A 24,238-nucleotide genomic window follows, 5' to 3' on the forward strand; every position below is an offset into this window, starting at 1 on the left:
TTAAAAAGGGCACAAAAAAGCCGCTAATAGATGACTAGCGGCTATACATCTTGAGATGTTTGAACTCAAGCTACAAAGTTTAGAACGTACCCCAAACTGATAGTTTATATTCAGGTTCACGACGACGCTGTGACACCTCATAACCTGTGTATTCGCCGTTACGTGTCCCCTCATAAAAATTTCTGATACGGGTAAACTTACCTACATTAGCTTGATGCATTTCTAATTGAATCTTCAATCCATCAAAATAAGTTGTTTCAGCAAAAATGCGTAAACGATCATTACCTTTAAAGGTTGATACTTGATCCACCAAGTAGTCTTTATTGGTAAAGCGACGGTAAAACTCGCCACCCCAAGCCCATTGTTGTTCAGTTATATCTTGTCTAAATTTAATTCGTAGATTATTTGGAACGTAATCACTCACAGGGCGGTGATTAGCAATAATCTCATCATAGAATTTAGAATCTTGATAGTCATAGCTCAACTCAACTAAACCATTTTTCAAAACAGCATCAATAGGTAAGTTAAGGTCAGCCTTAACCCCCCACACTCTGGCTTTACCTGCATTGCCTAAACCATAAACTCGCTCTTCTTCGGTAGAAGAAGCAAACTCAATTTCTTCGTAAACATCATCTTGCCAATAATGAAACGCTTCTAATTTCAAGCTACCCTTCTCACTAAAACTCCAATCAAACACAGCAGTTAAATCACTGCTTTGATCGGGCACTAAAGCAGAGTTTCCAGAAACATCTCGATCATCTTCTGAAGAAGTACTGGCTGCAAAATCGTCAAAGTTCAACTGTCCAACGACATGTTCTGCCGTAAGAGACAGGCGCACACTAGGGTTCAATTCATAACTAGCAGACAAACGAGGTTTTATAAAACTAAAATTTTGCTCTTTAGGATCTTCCCCTGTGACTTCAATCGTTGAGAATTCAGCCGTTAATCCCCCTTCTAAGGTAAGGGCATCACTTTGGGCATAGCTAAAACTTGCAAAGAGCTCACCCCTAATCTCTTCTACGGTGACATTAGCATTGGTCAAACTTTGTAATTGCCCGTTCTCCGTCTTATCTAACTGCGTTTCTAGACTGTTTTTTGCAAGCTCTATACCGTATTCGGGTTTAAAAGCATTAGACCCGTTATAAGCGAAGGTATTACGTACGATAAATTCTTTCTTAGTTCGCTCACGCTTAAAGTCACCATAATTAGTAATGATTCCACCTTCACGGTCTTGGTCAGCACTATTATTTTCTCGCTCCTCAACTTGGAATAACCCTAAGCTGCGCCATTTCCATTGCTCAAACTCCTGCGCCCAGTTAGCGCCAAGCTCCATGACAGTGTAGCGGTTGACGATAGCAAGTTCCCATTCACTTGAAACATCAGCAGGGTCAGTCACAACGCCATCATAATGAAGTCGTTTAAAATCCCCCGTCCATTTATCAGTACCGAGTCGACCATTTAGCGTTAAGTGACCTTGGTCAAATTCTCTGGCTAATTGAGCGTTAGAAAAGGTAAAGCGACCTAGGCTATCCATTGTTTCTGTCGTTTGGTCGGTAACAACATCATCAGCGTCACGCTTGGTAATTAAATTGGTACGGTAACCCGGGCCAAACCCCAAATCGATATCAAACATCGACTCCCACTCACCTAAGTGAGTACTAATCGCGGCTTCAATATTAGGCTTAGTGGTACCATCTGGCGCGCGGCGAGTTTTAAACGCCCATGTTCCCGAGGTCACATTTTTGCGTTTCACAATATTGGCAACGACAGTTTGTCCAGAGGCTTCACCAGCACCAACACCACCACGGATAATGTCAATACGTTCAACTTGCTCTGCTGGAATACGCTTTAATGCTCCACTTAAACCACCTGACTTCGATGTCGGGCGAGCTCCATCAATTAATACATTACCCGCATTACCGCCAAAGCCTCGAGCTGAACTACCGCCATCGAAGCTAAAGCCAGGTAAGCGCTCAACCATATCAAAGGCATTTTGTGGCTGATATTGAGTAAAAAAGTTTGCTGGATAATTTGAGTTACTTAGCGACTCCTCAGCTTCAACCGAATTGGTTGGCTGATTTGCAACAGCCATGAAGGGGACGCTCAGGCATAAACTTAAAGTCAGCGCGCGTGAAATGGTTTGTGTTGTCATTGTTATTATTTTCACAACCTAAGAAAAAGAGTGAGTATATCAATATATCGTCCCCCCTCTAGAGCACGGGCCCGTTTAAACTGTTTCTAATTATTTCAAAACCATGCCGATAACAAACTAAACCATTCAATATAAAGCATTTATGATTGAATACTTACTGACGTAGTATTACTAAAAATATCTCAATTACTGTGGTAGGTTTAATCTTCATCAGCAAGGTGTAATTGTTCAACAATATACTGTGCAATAGGTATCGCTGAAGTGGCGGCAGGTGATGGAGCATTAGCAACAATTAAACAATTAGGTTGTTTAACAAACAAGAAATCATCGATTAATTGCCCCTGTTTAGTGATTGCTTGAGCACGGATACCCGCACGGTAAGGTAATAAGTCGCTAGTGCGTAATTGTGGGCAATACTTTCTGACTTGGTGCAAATAGCCTTGTTTAAATACACTGTTTTTAAACTCACTGACACTCGCTTTAAAGTGTTTAAACACCACTTTGCGCAGCCCTTTACTTGTCAGTAATTCGCGGCAATCCTGCCAATTAACTTGCCCATGGCGATAACTTTCTCGCCCAGGAGCCAGCACTGCATTAGGCCCCACGGTCACCGTACCATCAATCATTTTGGTTAAGTGAACGCCCAAAAAAGGAAGTGACGGGTCTGGTACTGGGTAAATTAAGTGCTTGACGATTTGATTGTGCCGCTCAGGCAATAAGAAATACTCACCACGAAATGGGATCATTTCAAACTCAGGCTCAAGACCCAACAGGCTAACGATGCGATCGCTCATGATGCCAGCGCAGCTAATGAGTGTTTTAGCTGCTACAACACCATAACTGGTTGTCACTTCAATACCTGCATTGCAGGTATCAATGGCATTTACTTGATGCTCAAATAACACCTGACCACCCGCGGCCACAACTTTATCAAGCATCCGACGGGTCACTTGTTTATAATCGACAATTGCCGTGTCTTTAACTAACAATGCACCAATACCAGCGATATTGGGCTCTAACTGTTGTAACCGTTGCTGACTTATTACCTCAACATCCAATTGATGCTCTTGAGCGCGAATAATCAGTTGTTGCAGTCGCTCATATTCAAGCGGACTAGTCGCAACAATGAGCTTACCACATTGTTCAAAAGGGATTTCATGCTCAAGACAAAAGGCCTTCGTAGCTTCCGCTCCTTGCTGACAAAACTGCGCCTTAAGACTACCTGGCTGGTAATAAACACCCGCGTGAATCACCCCCGAATTTCGTCCGGTTTGGTGAGCTGCACCACCAGACTCTTTTTCTACGATCGCGACGCTGCGATGAGGGTAGCGCTGCAAAAGAGTCATCGCCGTTGCAGCGCCAAGAATGCCTGCACCAATCACTAAGTAATCGACTTGTTCTAATAGATGCGTCTTGTTCACCGTGCCCTCTCAGTCAATCAACGTTGCTGATTAAACTTATTCATTGCCTGTTGATAACGAGTCCAATCAAATTCTTGCTCAACACTATCTGCTAAGGCGTCAATACTTTGCTCTCGCAACACTTGATAATCAATACTATCAAAACTTTCGCCATCACCAGCCCAAGTTAAGATAGCGTTAAGCGCCTCAGGCGTATCCATCAAGCCATGCCAATAACTAGCAAAAATTTGACCATCAGAAGATAAGCAACCCGCGCCAAACGCATGTTCTTTGGTGGTTACGTCATTCTCTTCAAACACGACTTGAGTGATAGGTTGCAGCTCTGTAATCAGACTCACTCCCGCATGAATTTCGTACCCTTGAATTGCTACGGCTTCTTGACCGGGTAGCCTTAATTGGCCTTGCTTTAGGGTAAGCTCTTTATCTTTAGTCAACACTGTATTAATAGGTAAATAACCAAACCCTTGACTACGTTTGGCAGCAGGAGATTCTATTGCATCAGGATCATCAATCAACTGCCCTAACATTTGCAAACCACCACAAATGGCTAAAATTTTGCCACCATAACGTAAATGCTTGGCGATATGGCTATCCCAACCTTGCTCTTTAAGCCATTGCAAATCGGCTTGAGTATTCTTCGACCCCATCAACACAATTAAGTCGGCGGCGGGTTTAGGCTGATTAAGTGTGCTAGCTTGACCTTGCTCGGTATTTGATTGCAGCTGCGGGCCTATTAACTCAACATCAAGCTGAGGGTGCGCACGCATAGCATCAAGGTCGTTGTGATTACTAATTCTAGGGTAAACAGGAACCACCACTTTAAGTTTGGGATTCTCACTGTGCTGCTCAGTAGCAACACTATCTTCACTATCTAAATACAGCCCCTGTAGATACGGAAGAACAGCCAACACCGGTTTACCAGTTTGCTCCTCTAGCCAATCATTACCTGAAGTAAGCAACGAGCGATCTCCGCGAAAACGGTTAATGACAAAACCGATCACTCGGTCTTGTTCACTTTGGCTTAAACAAGCAAGCGTTCCTGTTAGGTGAGCAAACACGCCGCCTCGATCAATATCAGCAACAATAATCACTGGGCAATCGACCTCTTCAGCAAAGCCCATGTTGGCAATATCACGATCGCGAAGATTAATTTCCGCAGGACTCCCCGCACCTTCGACCACCACCATATCGAAGCCTTGCTCTAAACGCTGATGCGCCGCTAACACTGCCTTCATCGCCGTTGGTTTATAGTTATGATAATTAACGGCGCTCAATTGCGCCGCAACCTTACCATTGATAATCACTTGGCAACCGATGTCTGTACTAGGCTTTAATAGCACCGGATTAAAATCGGTAATAGGCTCTAAGCCACAAGCCTGAGCTTGTAATGCTTGCGCACGGCCAATTTCGCCACCATCAATAGTTACCGCGCTATTTAGTGCCATATTTTGCGGTTTAAAAGGCGCAACGTTTAGCCCTTGACGTTTAAACGCGCGCGCTAAACCACACACTAAAGTTGACTTTCCAGCATCTGACGTGGTTCCTTGAACCATTAATGTAATAGCCATTACCTGCCCTACCTTACAAAAAACAAATAAGCGCCAAAACCCAACCACGACAACACTAACAATATCCATGGTAACGCGTGATTCGAAGACGCTCTGCCCTGATCGTCAGTTACTACCTCCACATCATCGGAACTCGCTTGGCGTTGTTTAATCGTCTTTTTACGTTGCTTATCTTGCTCACGTAATTTAGCTTTATGCTGTTTCTTATATTGCGCAATACCTTTTTCAATACCAGCTGCAATTAGCTTGGTCTGTTCTTTGGTCTGTCCTTTCTTTTGCGTTGCCTTGGCAACAGCTAAGGACTCTTGCTGAACGGTCTCTGAAATATCTTGCTTACTCTTGGGCATATTTAACTCTTTTTAACAGCAAGGTGTGGAAGAGCGTTTAGTAACTCAGAAAAGTCACTAAGTACAAGTTCCGGCTGATAAATGGCAATATCTTCACCATAATTATAACCATACGTTAAACCAACGGACTCCATACCCGCCGCTTTTGCGGCAACGATATCGTTTTTTGAATCGCCAACCATCACACACTCTTCCACCGTAACCCCAAGTGCTTGACACACATGGCTAAGCGGTAACGGATCTGGTTTTTTCAGGGCTAAACTATCACCACCCAACACAATATCAAATACACCATTAAGCCCTAACGCCTTAAGGATAGGCGCGACAAATTCTACTGGTTTGTTGGTCACTATCGCTAGCCGATAACCACGTTTCGCCAAGGTCGCCATTGTCGTTTTAACGCCAGCATATAATTGACTATCAACGCAGACATTCGCGCGGTACGCAGATAAGAATATTGCTAATGCATCAGCAGTAAGCTCAGGCGATAAGTTTGGATCAATAACTTGGTTGCCACTTAACGCACGCTCTGTCAGTACCTGCGCACCATTACCAACCCAACCATGAATAGTGTCTTGATTAAAGGGAACCCGACCTAATTCAACCAACATGTGATTAATAGCGTTGGCTAAATCAGGGGCACTATCAACTAATGTGCCATCTAAATCAAAGATCACGACCTGCTTATTTTTAAAGTTCAATGGTTTATCTCGAAGAAAAAATTTTACTGATTATATCACTGTCATCCAGAGTCTGCTCAGGCTAAATAAATCAATATGGAATAAGGTAATTAATAAAAATACTGTAATAACAAAACCGAGATGACGCTTCTCTTGCATGGCGACTCAACAACGTCAACCTGAAAATGTTTTTTCAGGTTCTCGCTTGAAGATAAGCAATAACCATACAGGCAAAAAAAAGCCACCTTGTAAAAGGTGGCTTGATTCGATTATGAGTTCAACACGCAATTATAGCGATGCTTTAAGCTCTATACGACGGCGATGTAATACCGGCTCTGTATAACCGCTTGGTTGTGCACAACCTTCAAACACTAATTCACAGGCAGCTTGGAATGCGATGCTCGCTGCGAAGTCAGTGGCCATTGGCTGGTATGTTGGGTCAGAAGCATTTTGACCATCAACAACAGCGGCCATCTTCTTCATTGTTGCCATCACTTGATCTGCTGAGCAAATATCATGATGTAACCAGTTAGCGATATGCTGTGAAGATATACGCAGTGTTGCACGATCTTCCATTAAGCCAACGTTGTTAATATCAGGTACTTTTGAACAACCAATACCCGCATCAACCCAACGAACAACGTACCCTAGGATACCCTGTGCATTATTATCAAGCTCTTGTTGAACCTCTTCATCTGACCAATTTGGGTTTTGCGCCACTGGAATTGATAAGATGTCATCGATGTTTGCCAGTTCACGTTGAGCAAGCTCTTGCTGACGAGCAAATACATCGACTTGATGGTAGTGCATTGCGTGTAATGTCGCTGCTGTTGGCGATGGAACCCAAGCCGTGTTAGCACCAGATAATGGGTGAGCAACTTTAGCTTCTAGCATGTTGGCCATTTGATCTGGGATTGCCCACATTCCTTTACCAATTTGCGCCTTGCCGCTTAATCCACATGCTAAGCCCATATCAACGTTCCAGTTTTCATAAGCGCCAATCCAAGCTGCCGCCTTCATATCACCTTTACGAATCATTGGTCCCGCTTCCATTGAGGTATGAATTTCATCACCAGTACGGTCTAAGAAGCCAGTATTGATAAATACCACACGACCTTGAGCTGCTTTAATACATTGCTTCAAGTTAACTGTCGTGCGACGCTCTTCATCCATGATGCCCATTTTAATAGTATGACGTTCTAGAGAGTAAGCATCTTCAATGGCATTGAATAAATCATCAGCAAAAGCCACTTCTTCAGGGCCGTGCATTTTTGGCTTAACAATATAAACAGAGCCTGTAGTGGTGTTGCTGAATTTACCATTACCTTTCACATCATGCAGTGAGATAAGTGATGTAATTACACCATCTAAAATACCTTCTGGTACTTCATTGCCTTCACTGTCTAAAATCGCTTCATTTGTCATTAAATGACCAACGTTACGAACAAACATTAAACTACGACCTTTTAAGCTTAACGCTGAACCGTTAGCCGCGGTGTAATGACGATCTTCGTTTAATTTACGAGTAATTGTTTTGCCGCCTTTGGTTAACTCTTCTTGCAAGTCACCTTTCATTAGACCTAGCCAATTACTGTAGACAACCACTTTGTCATCGGCATCAACAGCAGCTATTGAGTCTTCACAATCCATAATAGTTGTTAATGCAGATTCTAAGACGATATCGCTAACACCAGCACTATCAGCTTGACCAATATCGCTGCTTGGATCAATTTGCACGTCGATATGCAGGCCATTGTTTTTTAATAGTATTGATTGAGGTTGTGATGAGTTACCAGTAAAACCAATAAATTGTGAAGGATCTTGTAGACCTGCTGTATCACCATTTTCAAGCTCAACCTGCAACTGACCATTAACTACAGTATAAGCTTTAGAACCAGTATGTGTACCGCTTGCTAGCGCAACAGCAGCATTTAAGAAATCACGACCTTCAGCGATAACTTTATTACCTCGAACAGGGTTATACTGTGCTGTTTTACTCGCCCCGTCTTCTTCACTAATAGCATCTGTGCCGTATAGACCATCATATAACGATCCCCAACGCGCATTAGCAGCATTGAGTGCAAAACGAGAATTCATCACTGGCACAACAAGTTGTGGTCCAGCCATTGTTGCCATTTCAGGGTCCACATTCGATGTGGTTACTTTAAAATCTTCACACGGCGGTAGGAGGTAATCAATCTCTTGTAGGAACGCTTTGTAATTTGCAAAATCATACTGATTATTCTTATGCCATGTATCGATTTTTTGCTGAATATCATCACGCTTAGCTAAAAGTGCTTTATTGCGCGGGGCAAATTCATTAATAATTTTTTCAAAAGACGCCCAGAAGTGATCTTGAGCAATACCCGTTTGTGGCAACGCCTGTTGGTTGATGAAATCAAATAACTTTTGTGCTACCTGTAATCCACCGCTAGTTACTCGTTGTGTCATCTTTGCCTCGCAAATACTTAATAAATAATAGATAACAAAAATATAACACTGTTAAGTCAACAAAAGCGACTTAGCAATCAGTCTATCAAAGGACAGTTCAACAGGGACAAAACAAGCTTAAGGCATTGTAATTTAAGGAAAACAAGAAAAAGCATTAAAGCCTGCATTTGTCATGCAAATATTAATCATTCACAATAAAAATGATTTGAGGGTTTATTATTAATCAAATTAATAACAAAAAAGACTGAATATTGAACCAGCCAATATTCAGTCAAGAGAGATTAAGCGAAATAATGAATAAAAAAGGTAAGCAGATATTTTATTAGTCTAAGGTAATTGATGCATCACCAACACCGACTTCAACGTCCATTTTGTATTGGCCAGTACCACGCCAGACCACTTCTTCACTGACCATGGCACGATTGGCATCTTTTGTACCACTGCTAGCTTTGACTTGAGCAGCACCTACACCAGCCTCAACATTAGCGACACCGAACGAATTAACGTCGCTATAAACTTTAACCTCACCAACACCAACATCAAGTTGTAAGTTTGCTGAAATATCTTTAACCGTCATTTCACCGACACCCAAATCAACATCTAGGGTCTCTAATTGTGGAATTTGAATGTGCCATTCCTCACCATAATCGTCATCATTAAGAGATACTGACAATTTTCCATGGTTGTTATTGACGGTTAACTTGGCATCTTTCGGCGAACTCTTAAAAACACCCCAGCCATCTTTTTCAGATACTTTAACGTAAATATGAATCTTATCGTCAGCAGATGATGAAACTTTTACCGTACCTACATGGGCATCAAGTTCAAATTGCGTCACACCTTGCGCTGAAACATCCTGTTGTAGTACATGCTCGTTCGCTGCTTTAGCAACATTTGACACTGCTAAACACGATACTAGTGCGATCATAGAAGCTGCTGTAGTCGATTTTTTATTTATATTTTTCATTTCTTATCCTAATGCGGTAATTAAATTGCAACTAAACTCTAAAATAAAATACTGTTGCATCTGATGTTAACGCTATAAATGCCAATTAAATGCCAAGTTTCATAAAAATAATAAAGCAATGATTTTAAACAATAAAAATAACATCCCTCGCTAGTCGGATTTTATTAAAAACCAATTGTTAGCAAAAAAGACCAAATAACGACGAGGAATTTCACCTTCCTTTAAGTACCCAGCCGGGTAGTAGCTTCAACTTTTTTAGTTCATTGATAAATCTAGGTATGGTTATTGCTTTATTACAACTAGAAACCATACATGACATTTATTTGTCACTAGGAGTAACTTATGTGGAAAGATGACTCAGAAAAACTAACCTCTCATTACCTTTTTCAATCAATGCTGTGGGTTGCTATTAGCTGTGCGTTAATCTTATTTATGCCAGCATCAGTCGTAGAGTCGCTCAAACTAACCAACTTATTGAACAATTCAGCCCACTTTGTCGGTATGTTCTTTATTATCAGTGCAAGTTATTTAGGCATTGATTTGGTGATGAGTATCAGTAAATCTTTGCGTGAAAAACAAAAGCAATCTCAACTTAGTGAAGATATTCAGAATCGCGTCAGAGTTTTAGCGAGTGGCGAACGTGCTGTTTTGCGTGAATTTTACCTACAGCGTCAAACATCACTCTGGCTGCCAAAAAATGAAGCTGATGTAAAAAGTTTACTAAGTTCAGGCATCTTAATCGCCGTCGACTATTATGCGACAACACGTACAACCGAAGAAGGTGAACATGAAGTTGAGTTAATGATTTCTCATATTGCTCGTCCTTACTTAACCAAGGCAAGACTAAAACTTCCACAAGGTAAACCCAGTCTTGACGATATTACTTACTTAAAGTTAGCACGACCAAACTATTTACCACCGTTAAGTGAACTACGCCGTAGCGCTTAGTTTCCTTAAACGCCCGCACACGACAAAAGCATTGTCATTATCACACTAAAGGTAATCACAATGCTTTTCTCACCACTTGCCATACAATTGGCATCACCGATCCCCCTCCTTGCTTTAAAAATTCACCTTAAAAAAACACAGACAGACTAACCTAAAGAACTATTGATTAAACGTAACTAGTCATCCACTTTTAATGCAGATTACGTTATCATAGCAAAGCATCAATTTCGTGATCCATCACGCATAATTGAGGTATGAAATAACAAGATATTTTTAACGCGCTTTAACCAAATAAATAAAAATACGTTTACTCGATTAAACGATGGTAAAGCGCTTTAAACAAATTTAAAGACTCAGGGTGAACCTAGCTGAGGTAATCACGCCCTAACGTTAAACATGATTTAGGATTTTTACATGCAACGCTTTGTACCAGTACTTCGTGACGACAACGTCGATTTAGAATTAATCTCTCTGCTCAACACCCTCATGGCTGCTTGTAAAGAGATCTCATTTCGTCTTCATCAAGGAGAACTAGCTGGAATTCTTGGTTCAACTTTAGATGAAAACATTCAAGGTGAAACTCAAAAGAAACTTGATGTTATCTCTAATCAACTGATTAAAGATGTTTTACTAGAATCAGGCCTCGTACGTGCAATCGCTTCAGAAGAAGAAGACTCTATCGTCGTCGGCTCTGAGAGCGGTCGCTATTTAGTGTGTTTTGATCCTCTTGATGGCTCATCAAACATTGATATTAATAGCCTTGTCGGAACGATTTTTTCTATTATGGAAGTACCTGAAGGAGCAACAGGTGCAACCGAAGAAATGTTCTTACAACCAGGCACAGATCAAGTCGCGGCAGGTTATGTCCTATACGGTCCGTCAACGCAATTAGCGTTAACGACAGGTGATGGTGTCCGTCTTTATACGCTAGATAATACTATTGGCGAGTTCTTACTAACCAACGAGCGAATGAGTATTAGTGAAGATACCCAAGAATTTGCCATTAATATGTCAAATCAACGCTTTTGGGAGCCTAGCATGCAAAACTATATCGCTGATTTATTAGCCGGTGATACAGGTTCGCGTGATAAAAATTTCAATATGCGCTGGATTGCAGCCATGGTAGGTGATGTTCATCGTGTTTTAACACGTGGCGGTATTTTTACTTACCCTACCGATAACAAAAACCCTGAAAAACCATACAAACTACGTTTAATGTATGAAGCAAACCCAATGAGCTTCTTAGTTGAGCAAGCTGGCGGGGTTTCATCTACGGGTTATGAGCGCATCATGGAAATACAACCACAAGAAATCCATCAGCGTGTTGCTGTTATTCTTGGTTCAAAAAATGAAGTGAATACTTGTTTAAGTTATCATAAATAAATAAAAGTTAGACTATTGTCGACGCTAGCTAAAAATCCAATAGCATTTTTCTATCGAGAAGATAAAATACGCCAAATTTTTAGCTAACCGTCCATCTATTTAGAGGTTTATATGTCAGTTTATGCTGTTGGGCACAAAGTGCCTGATTCAGACTCAATCGTTGGTGCAATCGCACTTGCTTACTTAAAGAATCAAATTGGTGAAGAAGTAATCCCTGCGCGTTTAGGTGAGCTGTCACCTGAAACTCAGTTTATTTTAGATAAATTTGGTTTTGAAGCGCCTGAGTTAAAACTAAGCTACGCTGGTGATAGCCTATACATCGTTGACCACTCTGATATTGCTTTAGCACCAGATGACGTTGCACAAGCAACTATCTTAGGTATTGTTGATCACCACAAATTAGGTGATTTAACTTCTGATACACCACTAGAATGTTGGATTCGCCCAGTTGGTTGTAGTAACACAGTCATCAAGATGATGTACGATTTCCATAATGTTGAGATTCCAAAAGAGATCGCAGGCATGATGCTGTGCGCAATCTTAAGTGACACTGTAATTTTCAAATCACCAACTTGTACTACAGCTGACATTCGTTGCGTTGAAGTATTAGCAGAAATTGCTGGTATTGAAGACTACAAGACATTAGGCATGGACATGTTTAAAGTTAAATCAGCGGTATTAAACACGCCAATGCGTGATTTAGTAATGCGTGACTTTAAAAACTTCAACATGAATGGGACTAAAATTGGTATCGGTCAACTTGAAGTTATCGATCTATCAATCTTTGATGAAATGAAAGCAGATCTTGAAGCAGAAATTGCATTGCTTAAACAAGAAGAAGGCCAGCACAGTGTCTTATTGCTATTAACTGACATCATGAAAGAAGGTTCAGAGTTACTGATCGTTGGTGATGATGACGGTTTAGCTGAAAAAGCATTTGGTAAAGCGACTGTTGATGGAAAAGTATGGCTAGACGGTGTTTTAAGCCGTAAGAAACAAGTTGTACCACCATTGGAAAAAGCATTCGCTTAACTGTTTTAAATACCACCATAGCATCCGCTATGGTGGTTACCCTAACGCTTAGTTAACAGTGCTAACTTAGCGTTATATCGCTGCCTATTCTCATAAGTTAAACTTCGTTGCTGTGCCTGCTTTAATTGATACTTTGCTTTGCTTATTTGCCCTAAAGCATAGTAACTCTTGAATAAACCAAAATAAAACCTATCGACGTCACTAGAAAGCTTAATCGCTTTTTTATATAGCGAAATGGCTTCGCGATATTGCTGCCGCTCATATGCATTTTCAGCACGATCGAAATATCTATAAGGGTTTTTTAATTTGGCTAAATCAACACGCTTTTGATAGGGAATGAGCTCAATAAACCGTCCCTGTGACTCTAACAGTAGTGCATAATTAGCAACAACATTCATATTCTCCGGCGCTAACACCATTGCATAACGGTATACTTTCTCCGCCAAAGCTAATTGGTTATTGTAACGATAAATAACGGCTAAACTATTCCACGCGGGGCTAAAGCTAGGGTCGCTATCAATCGACTGCCTAATGAGCCAATACGCTCGACGCCAATCTTTCGCTACCATGGCATCAGCGGCCAAATTGACATAATACATAGCAATCAATTTATGCTCTTTAATCACCTCTCGAGATAAATGTCTTCTCGTTGCGCTAGGAAGAAAGTCTACAGTAACGTACTCACGATTGATTAAGTTATAACTGATATTAGTTTGGTTGATGCGTTGCTCTTTGAGCCTAATATTAACGTGACCGTTAACTAGGTATAAACCGCCATTGCGATCCCATAATGGAGCAGAAGCAATCTCTTGAAGTTGATAAGGAATACCAAGAAACTTGGCGATAGAGGCCGTCATTATAACCATCGATAAGCAATTCCCTTGCTTCATCGACAGCGTTTCACTCGCCGTTCTAGTATAGCTATTATCATAATCAAAGGCGCGATAATCTTTCATTAACACGTTATCAATTAACTGTGTAGTCAGTGTTTTTTTTGCACCGTATTGAACTTGACTTCGAATCCAGAGCTTTTGCTCACCTGATAATGAAAAGACCTTAGAAGCTGGTTGAATACCGACAGGTTTAGTGAAGGCGTTATCAAGAAAAAGCTGCCTATTAGGTTCTTTTAATTGCTGCGAGTGTTGCGCACAACCACATAGAAGCAATGCTAAAAAAATAATACTGGAATGACACTTTATCATAGCTCCTCCATATCATTATTCAATGCAAGGCTTGTCTAAAAAACACTCGCATTAACTTTAATATTAGAGTGGAAAAGTGAATCAAGCGATAGTAAATACGTATCAAGATATTACAAAGAGTTTTTTTACCCAGAAAAAAGCCCAGTCAAACTGGGCTTTAGAATACATTCTGTAACTCAACTTAACCGTTAAGTTTTAAATTGCGCAAGTAATTCAGATAACTCATTCGCTAGAGCATCTAATTGCTGACTAGAGCTCGCGATAGAGATCGAATCATTAAGGCTGGCACCAAATGCTTCATGAATGCTATTTACATTGTTACTTAAACCATCCACAACGACACGTTGCTCTTGAGTCGCAGCAGCGACCTGCGCATTCATATCGACAATCTGCTGTATTTGCTCGGCAATGTGTTCAAAAGCTTCACCCGACTTTTGTGACTGCTCAACGCCACGTTCAGCTAACGACTTGCCATTATCAATGACATTAACAAAACTTTGACTACCTGATTGCAAGCTCTCAATCATCTGCTCTATCTCGGTTGTAGACTCTTGAGTTCGCTGTGCTAGTACTCGGACTTCATCAGCCACGACCGCAAAACCTCGCCCTTGATCTCCAGCACGCGCAGCCTCAATAGCGGCATTAAGAGCCAGTAGATTTGTTTGCTCAGCAATCGACTTGATGACTACCACAATATTACCAATATTTTGCGCGTTAGATTCTAATTCATTGACTGAATCTGAAGCTTGCTCAATAACATTAGCCACTTCAAGCATACTATTAATAGAACGCGTCACTTCAGCTTGGCCTGATGAAGCTTGATCGTTAACCTGCTGCACAATTTGCGATGCGTTATCGGCATTACCAGCAACTTCATTAACGGTAGAGCTAAGCTCAGTAATTGCGGTAGCCACTTGATCAACCTCATTTTGCGAGTGATCAATTTGCGAACGCGAATTTGCCGCGACTCCTGTTAAACCCGCACTTGAATGACTCAATTCACCGCCAAAGTCGTTAACTTTCGAAATTACAACACGTATCTTTTCAACGAATGTATTAAAGCTTCTAGACAGCTCAGCTAACTCATCTTCACCATTAACTTGTAATTTAACCGTTAGGTCGCCCTCGCCCTGAGCGATATCATCCATTGCATCTTTTGCTTGTTGCAGTGGGATAATAATGCTGCGCCCAATAAAAATTGATGCGGCTAGAAGTACGATAATCGCAACAATAATAACAACAACTTGGCGATTACGTTCCGCGGCATAGGTCTCTTCAATATCATCAACATATATGCCAGAGCCGACTATCCAGCCCCACGGCTGAAAGCCTTTCACATAAGATATTTTGGGTACTGGTGTATCACTGCCTGCGCGCGGCCAATAATAATCAACGTAGCCTTGTCCGCTTTGTTGAACGGTTTTGACAAACTCATTGAAAATTTGCTTACCATTAGGATCTTCTAGTTTTCCTAGGTGTTTTTGATTTAAAGAGGGTTTGATGGGATGCATAAGCATAACTGGCTGCATATCGTTGACCCAGAAGTACTCATTGCCTTGAAAGCGCATACCCTGAATTGTTTTCAAGGCATTTTTTTGAGCTTGCTCAGTAGACAACTTCCCTTCGGTAACTAACCTATGCTGAGTTGCAACAATAGAATGGGCAACATCAATAACGGAAGATAGTCGGTGTTTATAATCTTCCGTTAACTGATGCTTCACATCGACTAACCCGAATGCAAGCTTCGCTAAAATGATGCATACCGCAACAATGGTGAGTGACCAAATGCGTTGCGCAATTGTTAATTTGTTCAAATTCAAGCCTTACTAAGTACTTAATATTAGTAAGAGTATAGTCATAAAATCTGAGTAAGTTCAAATAATACAACGAAAATACTAGCGCCAGATCAATTTAGGGTTAAATACGATAAAGTATTCATTTAACAATGAGTCTTTAGTATTATAATCAAGAGGTTGCCGGTCAAACTTTGACACTTCAGCTCCCGCACATTGAGCGATACATTGCCCTGCGCCAGTGTCCCACTCCATCGTTGGACCAAAGCGCGGATAAACATCGGCCAACCCTTGAGCCACGAGACAAAACTTTAACGAACTCCCTGTTGGCACAGTCTCAGTTTGCTCAAACTGCGCTATAAACTCTGCCAACTCAGGACTTGGGTGTGAACGACTACCAACCACTTTTAATGGGCTATTTAATTCACGCTCATTCAATGTAAGTTTTTCTACGTCTCCAGACTCCCCTTTGAAGAAACAACCAAGCTCGCTATTGGCATAGTATGTTTTATTCAGGGCTGGTGCATATACTACAGCCATTGTCGGTTGATTGTTTTCTATCAACGCAATGTTGACCGTAAACTCACCGTTCTGTTTGATAAACTCTTTAGTCCCATCCAGCGGATCTACAAGCCAGTAGCGTTGCCATTGCTGACGCTGCTGCCAAGTAATGCTATCTGACTCTTCTGATAGCACGGGAATCTCAGGCGTAAGCTCAGCTAACCCGGCAACAATAACCTTATGGGCCGCTAAATCAGCCTCTGTGATTGGGCTATCATCTTTTTTAGTCCACGTTTGTGTTTCACCTTGGCGGTAAAACGTCATAATCGCTTCACCCGCTTGTTCTGCGATTGCCACAATACCTTGTAAGATTATCTCACTCATGAAATATAACCTTGCTCTCGAAGATAATTTACTAATTGCTCGACACTTTGCTCTAGCGTTTGCTCTTCTGTTTGAATAACAATTTCAGGGTTCTTAGGTGCTTGGTATTCAGAGTCAATGCCCGTAAAGTGTTTAATCTCTCCAGCGCGCGCTTTTTTATAAAGCCCTTTTGGGTCACGCTCTTCACATGCAGCTAATGAAGTAGCGATATGAACTTCAATAAACTCACCCTCGTTAAGCATTGCACGTACTTGCTCACGCTCTTGAGTAAAAGGAGAAATAAATGCACTTAGCACAATAAGGCCCGCATCAGCCATTAATTTGGCCACCTCACCGACACGACGAATATTTTCCTGTCGCGCAGCATCATCGAAGCCTAAATCACCACATAAACCATGACGTACGTTGTCACCATCAAGCAGGTAAGTATGTTGACCCGCTTCATAAAGTACACGCTCTAATGCACCAGCAACTGTCGACTTACCTGAACCGCTTAGGCCAGTGAACCATAAGACACAAGGTTTCTGACGCTTTTGCTCACCACGAAGCGCTTTATCGACAGCATGTTGATGCCAAACAATATTTTCATCACTCATAATATTAATTCTTTAAAATGTAACCTTAGAAAAAGGGAAAATCATTGGTACCATATAAATCACTATCGCAGAATAAACTAACGACAATGGCACACCAATGCGTAAATAATCTTTAAAGTGGTAATTACCTGCACTATAAACCATTAGATTGGTTTGATAGCCATAAGGGGATATAAAGCTCGCACTAGCGCCGAAGATCACCGCCATAATAAAAGGACGGGGGTCAACACCATAGCCAACAGCTAAACTATAGGCAATTGGAAAAGCCAGCGCAGCAGCGGCATTATTGGTAATTAATTCCGTAAGTAATAAGGTAAATAAATAGATCGCAATAAACGCGCCTAAAATCCCCCAGTCACCGAACAAGGTTAATAAACCCTGCCCTAACATCTCTGCAACCCCATTATCAACCATGATACTGGCAAGGCCTAAGGCCGAGCCGACAATAAGCGTTAGTTCAATAGGAAAGCGTCGCTTGAGCTCCTCTAAGGAGATTACACCAGCAAATAAGTAGCCGACCAGTAAACATAACAGTCCCTTGGTTAGATCAACCGTTCCCGTGAGAGCGAGTCCTAGCACTGAAAGAAAACTAAATAATACAAACTTAGATTGCTTAGCATCGAGTTTAGCGCTAACACGAGACTCTGAGACCATGACGAACTCACGCACCATATTACGGTGCTGATGGAAGTTCTTTCCTGGCACTAACATTAACGTGTCGCCAGCACGCAGTTTTATTTGCCCTAGGCCACCACTAAGTTGTTCATGACCACGACGAATAGCAACAACAGCAGCATCAAAGTTCTGCCTAAATTCACACTCTTTTAGCGTTTTTCCTTTAATTGAAGCCGAGTGACTAACAATCACTTCCATTAACGCCTGACCTTTAAGGTGTGACTTGGCAAACCATTCCAAGCCTTGCATTTCTTGTAACAAGTGCAAGCTATCGGTATCACCAGCAAACATTAAGCGGTCACCCGCTTGAAGTTCTTCTTGCGGGCAAACAGGACGAATCAACTCTCCGCCTCGCTCAATCTCCACTAAATAAAGACGCTGCAATGCTCTTAAACGATTTTTCTCAACCGTTTTACCAATCATGACAGAATCGTCACTGACAACAGCTTCTAGCAGGTAAGGTAATTCTGTTGGCTGATTATTAAACCGGTCTGGTAACCGGCCACCCAAAAGCGCTAACACAGCAACACCAGCGGCAACGACAACTAAGCCAATAATTGTAAAATCAAAGAACCCTATGGGTTCAAGCCCAGCATCAACAACAAAACTGTTAACGATCAAATTGGTTGAGGTGCCAATCAGGGTTAAAGTCCCCCCTAAAATGGCGGCATACGATAGCGGTAATAATAGCTTCGATGGAGAGTGGTATTGGTTACGTTTAAGTACCCCAATCATGGAAGCAACCACGGCAGAGTTATTGGTAATAGATGATAAAAAGGCCGTAGAAAAACCAAGTTTAGCAATTACCAAAACAAAGCTAGTTTGGTTTAGTTGCCGTCCAATGGTTTGTAAAATATCGGTTTTTTCCATCGCAACAGAGACGAGTAAAAGTAGAACTAATGTTAGAACAGAAGAGTTGGTAAAATTAGCCATCATATCTTCGAGGCTAATCCAATCTAACATATAGCTTAATGCGATGGCACTGACAAAGAGAATGGCCGGTCGGATTTTGTTACTAATTAACAATCCGACCAGCACCGTCAGCATTAAAATAACACCAGCTGACTGAGTAAACACTTTACTTTCCTTTTAGCGCACTAATATCTAGTGCCTGCCAGTGTGGGAAATGCTTACGAACGAGTTGGTTAAACTCTAATTCGAACTCTGAAAACTCATGTGATGTAGCTTCTGCTTCAACAGATTGCTCAATCATACCTGCTGCAACTGTCACATTTGTTAGACGGTCGATTAAGATAAAACCACCCGTATCACGAACATCATTGTACAAATCAAATGCTAACTTCTCAGCAAAGTTTAACTGAACCTGAGCGACTTCATTAAGCGCTAGTTCTGATGCATCTTCGTGTACTAAGGTGTTCACATTGATTAAATGATCGATACTACCGATTGACACCTGAGTTTTCTTACTTGCAATTTTTAAATCGTATTGACGATTAATTTCAAGCGGCTTCTCACCCATCCATACAAGCTTAGCTTTAGCAGCCTGACTCACTAATGGTAAAGTGCCTGTCACTAACATGTCACCACGACTAACATCAACTTCATCGTTAAGTGTTAACGTAATTGCTTGTCCTCGTGACGCCGATGGTAGCTCACCCTCGAAGGTAACGATTGATTTAACTGAGCTCGTTTTTCCTGATGGTAATACTGTAATGTTATCGCCTACATTAACGGTACCAGAAGCTAACGTTCCACAGAAACCACGGAAATCTAAGTTAGGACGGTTAACATATTGAACAGGTAAACGAGCACCGTTATCAACAACATCGTCGTTAATTTTAACCGTTTCAAGTAAATGAAGCATAGTTTCACCTTGGTACCAAGGCATTGCTTGACTACGATTTACAACGTTATCACCGTTAAGTGCTGACATTGGAACGAATTGAATATCACGTTCCCCTAAACCGCCAACAAACTCTAGGTAATCTTCACGAATGTTGTTATAAACCGTTTCGTCAAAATCAACTAAATCCATTTTGTTAACCGCAACGATAAAGTGTTTAATACCTAATAAAGAAGCAATAAAGCTATGGCGCTTTGTTTGCACCTGCACACCGTAACGTGCATCAATTAGGATAACAGCTAAATCACAAGTAGAAGCACCAGTAGCCATGTTACGTGTGTATTGCTCGTGTCCCGGCGTATCAGCGATAATAAACTTACGTTTATTCGTTGAGAAATAACGGTAAGCAACATCAATGGTAATACCTTGCTCACGCTCAGCCACTAAACCGTCCACTAATAAAGCTAAATCGATTGCTTCACCAGTCGTACCCATTTTTTGACTGTCGTTTTTAAGTGCTGCTAACTGATCTTCATAAATTTGTGCGCTATCGTGTAATAGACGACCGATTAACGTACTTTTACCGTCATCTACGCTACCACAAGTAAGTAAGCGTAAGAGGCTTTTATGTTGTTGTAATTCAAGGTAGCTCTCTACCCCGATATCATTAATTTGTGCTGCAATATTTTCATTATTCATGAGTGCTTCCTAGAAATAACCTTGACGCTTTTTAAGTTCCATTGAGCCAGATGAGTCGTTATCAATAACGCGACCTTGACGTTCAGACGAACGAGCAAGCAACATTTCTTCGATAATTTTAGGTAATGAATCGGCTTCAGAGTCGATTGCGCCCGTCAGCGGGTAACAGCCTAACGTTCTAAAACGCACCATTTCATTTTCAACTTTTTCACCTTCTTCAATTGGCATACGGTCATCATCGACCATAATCTTAACGCCATCGCGCTCAACAACAGGACGTGGAGCAGCAAAATAAAGTGGAACAATGTCAATATTTTCTAGATAAATATATTGCCAAATATCAAGTTCAGTCCAGTTAGATAATGGGAAAACACGAATGCTCTCACCTTTGTTCACTTGACCGTTATAGGTATGCCATAACTCTGGACGCTGGTTCTTAGGATCCCAACGATGCTGGTTATCACGGAAAGAGTAAACACGCTCTTTAGCACGTGACTTTTCTTCATCACGACGTGCACCACCAAATGCGGCATCAAAACCGTACTTGTTTAAAGCTTGCTTTAAACCTTCAGTTTTCATTACATCAGTATGCTTAGCACTACCGTAAGTAAATGGATTCATATCCATTGCTAACCCTTCAGGGTTTTTATGAACTAACAGATCAAAGCCATGCTTTTTTGCTTGTTCATCACGAAATTCAATCATTTCGCGGAACTTCCAGTTAGTGTCAACATGTAGCAAAGGAAACGGCAGTTTTGCTGGTGCGAATGCTTTACGCGCAAGGTGAAGCATGACGGCACTGTCTTTACCTACAGAGTAAAGCATCACCGGGTTATCAAATTCAGCAGCAACTTCACGAATAATATGGATACTTTCCGCTTCTAGTTGCTGTAAATGAGTAAGGTTTACTTGAGTCATTACACTATCCCAATCTTAGCAGTGGCAAAAGCACACTGAGTTGATATTTTTAATATGATCAATATACACACCCGACCTTATTTCTTAAAATAATAGATAATTAGTTTTTATAACTTTTAAGAATAAGAATACAGTCATGAAGGTGAGAGGAATATATTGCTCGGGTCAGTAAGCAACAAAGCCACTTCCCATGAGAGTGGCTTTGTTAATTATAATAAGGGACTTAGGTAGTCAACCTAATCTTTATAACGGTCTCGAATCTCTAAGAACTTATCAAGGTTATCCATCAGTAAGTCAATTAACCGAGGGTCAAAGTGTTTACCACGCTCCTCTTTAAACAGTTCGAGAATGCGATCCAGCTCCCAGGCTTTCTTATAACAACGATCACTCCCTAGTGCGTCAAAAACATCTGCAATAGCTGTGATGCGACCGTAAAGATGAATATCTTCTTTAGCTAGCCCTTGTGGATAGCCACTGCCATCCCATTTTTCGTGGTGAGTTAACGCAATGGTAGCAGCAACATCCAATAAAACTAAACCCGCACCATTGAGAATATTATAACCCTTCAATGCGTGGGTCTTCATAATTTCCCATTCATCGGCATCCAATTTACCTGGTTTATTTAAAACCGCATCAGGAATCGCAATCTTGCCAACATCATGTAATGGTGAAGCACTCTTAATTAACTCAACTTCATCATCAGGTAAACCAACTAACTCACCGAGTAGTGCAGAGTAATAAGCAACACGCTTTACGTGATACCCAGTTTCATTTGAACGAGATTCAACCACCTCACCTAAACGATAAATTAACTCTTTTTGACTATTATCAATTACTTCATGTAAATAGATATTATCGATAATCGAAATTAAGTTTTCAGTGAATATATTAAGAATATTACGGTCAATACTGTTTATTCGGCTTTTAGTTTTGCCATAAAAAATCAAACTGACTTTTTGACCCGAGCAAAACATCACAAAATCTTTTTCTCGATAGACATTAGCGTTTGTGCGTGTCGCTTCTTCAATTAATTCGCGTTTAACCTCTGGTAAAGAGTCTAGTGAGACATCTTCTTCGAGCTCTTCCGATTCCTGAAATAAGAAATGTTTAATTTCTTTGGTTTCATTATGGTATGAATAGGCGTCAGACTCTTTACCAAAGGCTTTATCATCACTGATATGTAGCAAATCACTTAATTGAGCGAGTGTTAAATTCACAAAGGCTTTTAGGCCATGAATGGACGAGATACCACGCGAGGCAATAATTAAACGCTCAAGTGCTGCCTTACTTCGTAACACAGTATTAATATCTTTATACGAACGTAAATTTGAATAAAGAATGGTATAAAGCTTAGCTGAGGTTAACTCGGTCTTATTTTTATAGTCATTAATGTCGTAGTCACGAATAACCTGATGCTCAGGTGCTTGGCCTGGTTGACCGGTACGTAATACGATACGTACTGAATGGTTTTTCAACTCTTTACGGATATAAGCGGCAAGCTCTAACCCTGCTTGATCCGTCTCCATCACTACATCAAGTAGGATTAAGGCGATATCAGCATTGTTCTTTAACGTTTCTTTAGCTTCTTTTGCGCTGTAAGCATGGAGAAGCTCGAGTTCGCGGCCGTGAAACTCAAACGAGCCAAGTGCTAACGAGGTAACAGCATGAACATCTTTCTCATCATCAACAACTAATACTTGCCAAGGCGCTTTTTGAGGTTTTGCTTCTACTGCATTATCGTCAGAGAATAAAAACATATCATTCATATTCACCCCCTATCCCTGTAACACTTTCGAAAGCGACTGCGCATTATCCGTCGTTTTTTCGATAATAGTTATCAATTGCTCTTCATCCAAACCACTTAACTCGATAATAGATGGTGTAATAAATTTTTCAGCAGGCATATCAGGCTCAAAAACGAGTTCATCGGCTAACTTTATCGCAAGATTAAGCGATTGGCTATGCCCAAGATAATTTGATTTACAATGTAATAAATGTTGGTTACGAATAGTTTCCACTAATTCCTCTCCAATTCCCCAGTGGCTTAACAGCCCACTTGAAATATCAGAAAAAGAAAAACCTAATGTTTCTTTCTCAAACAACAGTGCTTTTTTTTCTTTACCGACCACATCAGTTAACCCAACAACAAAATATGGCAAGCGCTCTAATACAACTAGTAAACCGATATTGTGTAATAACCCTGCAACAAATAGCGAGTTATTAGTTCCCGGAAAGCGTAATTTATGTATTTCTTTAGCAAGAATCGCACAATAAACGCTATGAAGCCAGTAATCATGCAAATTAACTCGTTTACCGCCAGCCCCTTTAAAAGTTAAAGCGGCTGAGGTAGATAAAGCGATATTATATAATTCGTCGGTACCGATCTTAATCACGGCTTGTTCTACGGAGGTTATGTTACTCTTTTTACTGTATAAGGCACTGTTTGCTAACTTCAAAACGCGGAAACATAACGCAGGATCAAAACTCACCAAACGCGCTACCTCATCTGCAGATGTTGTCGGATCTTTTATCAAGGAGTCCAGTTTCAGGCAGATATCGGGCAGGGTATAGAGCCGATTAGCTTTAACTATAAAATCATATAACTCAAGCATCCGTAATTCGTATTCCTTGTGTTCAACAAACGATTTTCTATTACCGTACTTATGTAAAAAGTGTAGCAGATGTTGCGCTAATTATTGTAATTTATGCAGGTGATT

The 24,238-nt window shown here is 40.9% G+C and carries 19 protein-coding genes; 3 read left to right on the forward strand and 16 right to left on the reverse strand.

Translation table 11 applies throughout. The features are described 5' to 3' along the window. Window positions 1–79 precede the first annotated feature (79 nt). From Q8W26_RS02830 to Q8W26_RS02860, 7 genes are all read right to left on the reverse strand, one after another. A complete protein-coding gene (locus Q8W26_RS02830) occupies window positions 80–2,092 on the reverse strand; it encodes a TonB-dependent siderophore receptor (RefSeq protein WP_305472204.1) in 2,013 nt (670 codons plus the stop codon). Between the two features lie 260 nt (window positions 2,093–2,352). Then, a complete protein-coding gene (lhgO, locus tag Q8W26_RS02835) occupies window positions 2,353–3,573 on the reverse strand; it encodes an L-2-hydroxyglutarate oxidase (RefSeq protein ID WP_305472206.1) in 1,221 nt (406 codons plus the stop codon). A 17-nt stretch (window positions 3,574–3,590) separates the two neighbouring features. Continuing rightward, window positions 3,591–5,141, reverse strand: coding sequence for a cobyric acid synthase (locus Q8W26_RS02840; RefSeq protein ID WP_101214481.1), 1,551 nt, complete (start codon window positions 5,139–5,141; stop codon window positions 3,591–3,593). Window positions 5,142–5,149: 8 nt separating this feature from the next. Further along, on the reverse strand, window positions 5,150–5,488 hold the full coding sequence (locus Q8W26_RS02845; RefSeq protein ID WP_101214480.1) for a DUF2956 domain-containing protein: 339 nt from the start codon (window positions 5,486–5,488) through the stop codon (window positions 5,150–5,152). A gap of 2 nt (window positions 5,489–5,490) precedes the next feature. Continuing rightward, entirely contained in the window at window positions 5,491–6,189 is a 699-nt protein-coding gene (locus Q8W26_RS02850) for a phosphoglycolate phosphatase (protein ID WP_101214479.1), read from the reverse strand. A gap of 267 nt (window positions 6,190–6,456) precedes the next feature. Beyond that, the gene (locus Q8W26_RS02855) at window positions 6,457–8,619 is read right to left on the reverse strand and encodes a malate synthase G (protein ID WP_101214478.1); all 2,163 of its coding nucleotides are present in this window, start codon (window positions 8,617–8,619) and stop codon (window positions 6,457–6,459) included. A gap of 322 nt (window positions 8,620–8,941) precedes the next feature. Continuing rightward, complete coding sequence (locus tag Q8W26_RS02860) at window positions 8,942–9,586, reverse strand: hypothetical protein (RefSeq protein ID WP_101214477.1); 645 nt, start codon at window positions 9,584–9,586, stop codon at window positions 8,942–8,944. Between the two features lie 342 nt (window positions 9,587–9,928). On the opposite strand from Q8W26_RS02860, the gene Q8W26_RS02865 reads away from it, so the two are divergent. From Q8W26_RS02865 to Q8W26_RS02875, 3 genes are all read left to right on the forward strand, one after another. Next, a complete protein-coding gene (locus tag Q8W26_RS02865) occupies window positions 9,929–10,534 on the forward strand; it encodes a superinfection exclusion B family protein (protein ID WP_101214476.1) in 606 nt (201 codons plus the stop codon). Window positions 10,535–10,948: 414 nt separating this feature from the next. Continuing rightward, window positions 10,949–11,917 carry a class 1 fructose-bisphosphatase gene (locus Q8W26_RS02870; RefSeq protein ID WP_101214475.1) on the forward strand — a complete coding sequence of 323 codons (969 nt, stop codon included), beginning with the start codon at window positions 10,949–10,951 and terminating at the stop codon, window positions 11,915–11,917. A gap of 111 nt (window positions 11,918–12,028) precedes the next feature. Further along, complete coding sequence (locus Q8W26_RS02875; protein ID WP_101214474.1) at window positions 12,029–12,949, forward strand: manganese-dependent inorganic pyrophosphatase; 921 nt, start codon at window positions 12,029–12,031, stop codon at window positions 12,947–12,949. A gap of 41 nt (window positions 12,950–12,990) precedes the next feature. Here Q8W26_RS02875 and Q8W26_RS02880 read toward each other — a convergent pair whose 3' ends face one another. The 9 genes from Q8W26_RS02880 to Q8W26_RS02920 form a co-directional block, all read right to left on the reverse strand. Beyond that, window positions 12,991–14,151 (reverse strand): tetratricopeptide repeat protein, encoded by a 1,161-nt coding sequence (locus tag Q8W26_RS02880; protein WP_101214473.1) that lies wholly within the window; start codon window positions 14,149–14,151, stop codon window positions 12,991–12,993. A 188-nt stretch (window positions 14,152–14,339) separates the two neighbouring features. After that, window positions 14,340–15,965 carry a methyl-accepting chemotaxis protein gene (locus tag Q8W26_RS02885; protein ID WP_305472210.1) on the reverse strand — a complete coding sequence of 542 codons (1,626 nt, stop codon included), beginning with the start codon at window positions 15,963–15,965 and terminating at the stop codon, window positions 14,340–14,342. An 81-nt stretch (window positions 15,966–16,046) separates the two neighbouring features. Beyond that, window positions 16,047–16,829, reverse strand: a complete 783-nt coding sequence (gene cysQ, locus Q8W26_RS02890) for a 3'(2'),5'-bisphosphate nucleotidase CysQ (RefSeq protein WP_101214471.1) — start codon at window positions 16,827–16,829, stop codon at window positions 16,047–16,049. Beyond that, entirely contained in the window at window positions 16,826–17,425 is a 600-nt protein-coding gene (cysC, locus tag Q8W26_RS02895; RefSeq protein WP_101214470.1) for an adenylyl-sulfate kinase, read from the reverse strand. The genes cysQ and cysC overlap by 4 nt, the downstream gene beginning before the upstream one ends. A 12-nt stretch (window positions 17,426–17,437) precedes the next feature. Further along, window positions 17,438–19,147 (reverse strand): SLC13 family permease, encoded by a 1,710-nt coding sequence (locus Q8W26_RS02900; protein WP_101214648.1) that lies wholly within the window; start codon window positions 19,145–19,147, stop codon window positions 17,438–17,440. 31 nt (window positions 19,148–19,178) lie between these two features. Then, a complete protein-coding gene (cysN, locus tag Q8W26_RS02905) occupies window positions 19,179–20,603 on the reverse strand; it encodes a sulfate adenylyltransferase subunit CysN (RefSeq protein WP_101214469.1) in 1,425 nt (474 codons plus the stop codon). A 9-nt stretch (window positions 20,604–20,612) separates the two neighbouring features. Beyond that, window positions 20,613–21,521 (reverse strand): sulfate adenylyltransferase subunit CysD, encoded by a 909-nt coding sequence (gene cysD / locus Q8W26_RS02910; protein ID WP_101214468.1) that lies wholly within the window; start codon window positions 21,519–21,521, stop codon window positions 20,613–20,615. Window positions 21,522–21,757: 236 nt separating this feature from the next. After that, on the reverse strand, window positions 21,758–23,287 hold the full coding sequence (locus Q8W26_RS02915) for an HD domain-containing phosphohydrolase (protein ID WP_101214467.1): 1,530 nt from the start codon (window positions 23,285–23,287) through the stop codon (window positions 21,758–21,760). A 9-nt stretch (window positions 23,288–23,296) separates the two neighbouring features. Further along, window positions 23,297–24,133 carry an HDOD domain-containing protein gene (locus Q8W26_RS02920; RefSeq protein WP_101214466.1) on the reverse strand — a complete coding sequence of 279 codons (837 nt, stop codon included), beginning with the start codon at window positions 24,131–24,133 and terminating at the stop codon, window positions 23,297–23,299. Between the last annotated feature and the right edge of the window lie 105 nt (window positions 24,134–24,238).

Source organism: Psychrobium sp. 1_MG-2023 (assembly GCF_030689115.1).
Taxonomy (GTDB): Bacteria; Pseudomonadota; Gammaproteobacteria; order Enterobacterales; family Psychrobiaceae; genus Psychrobium.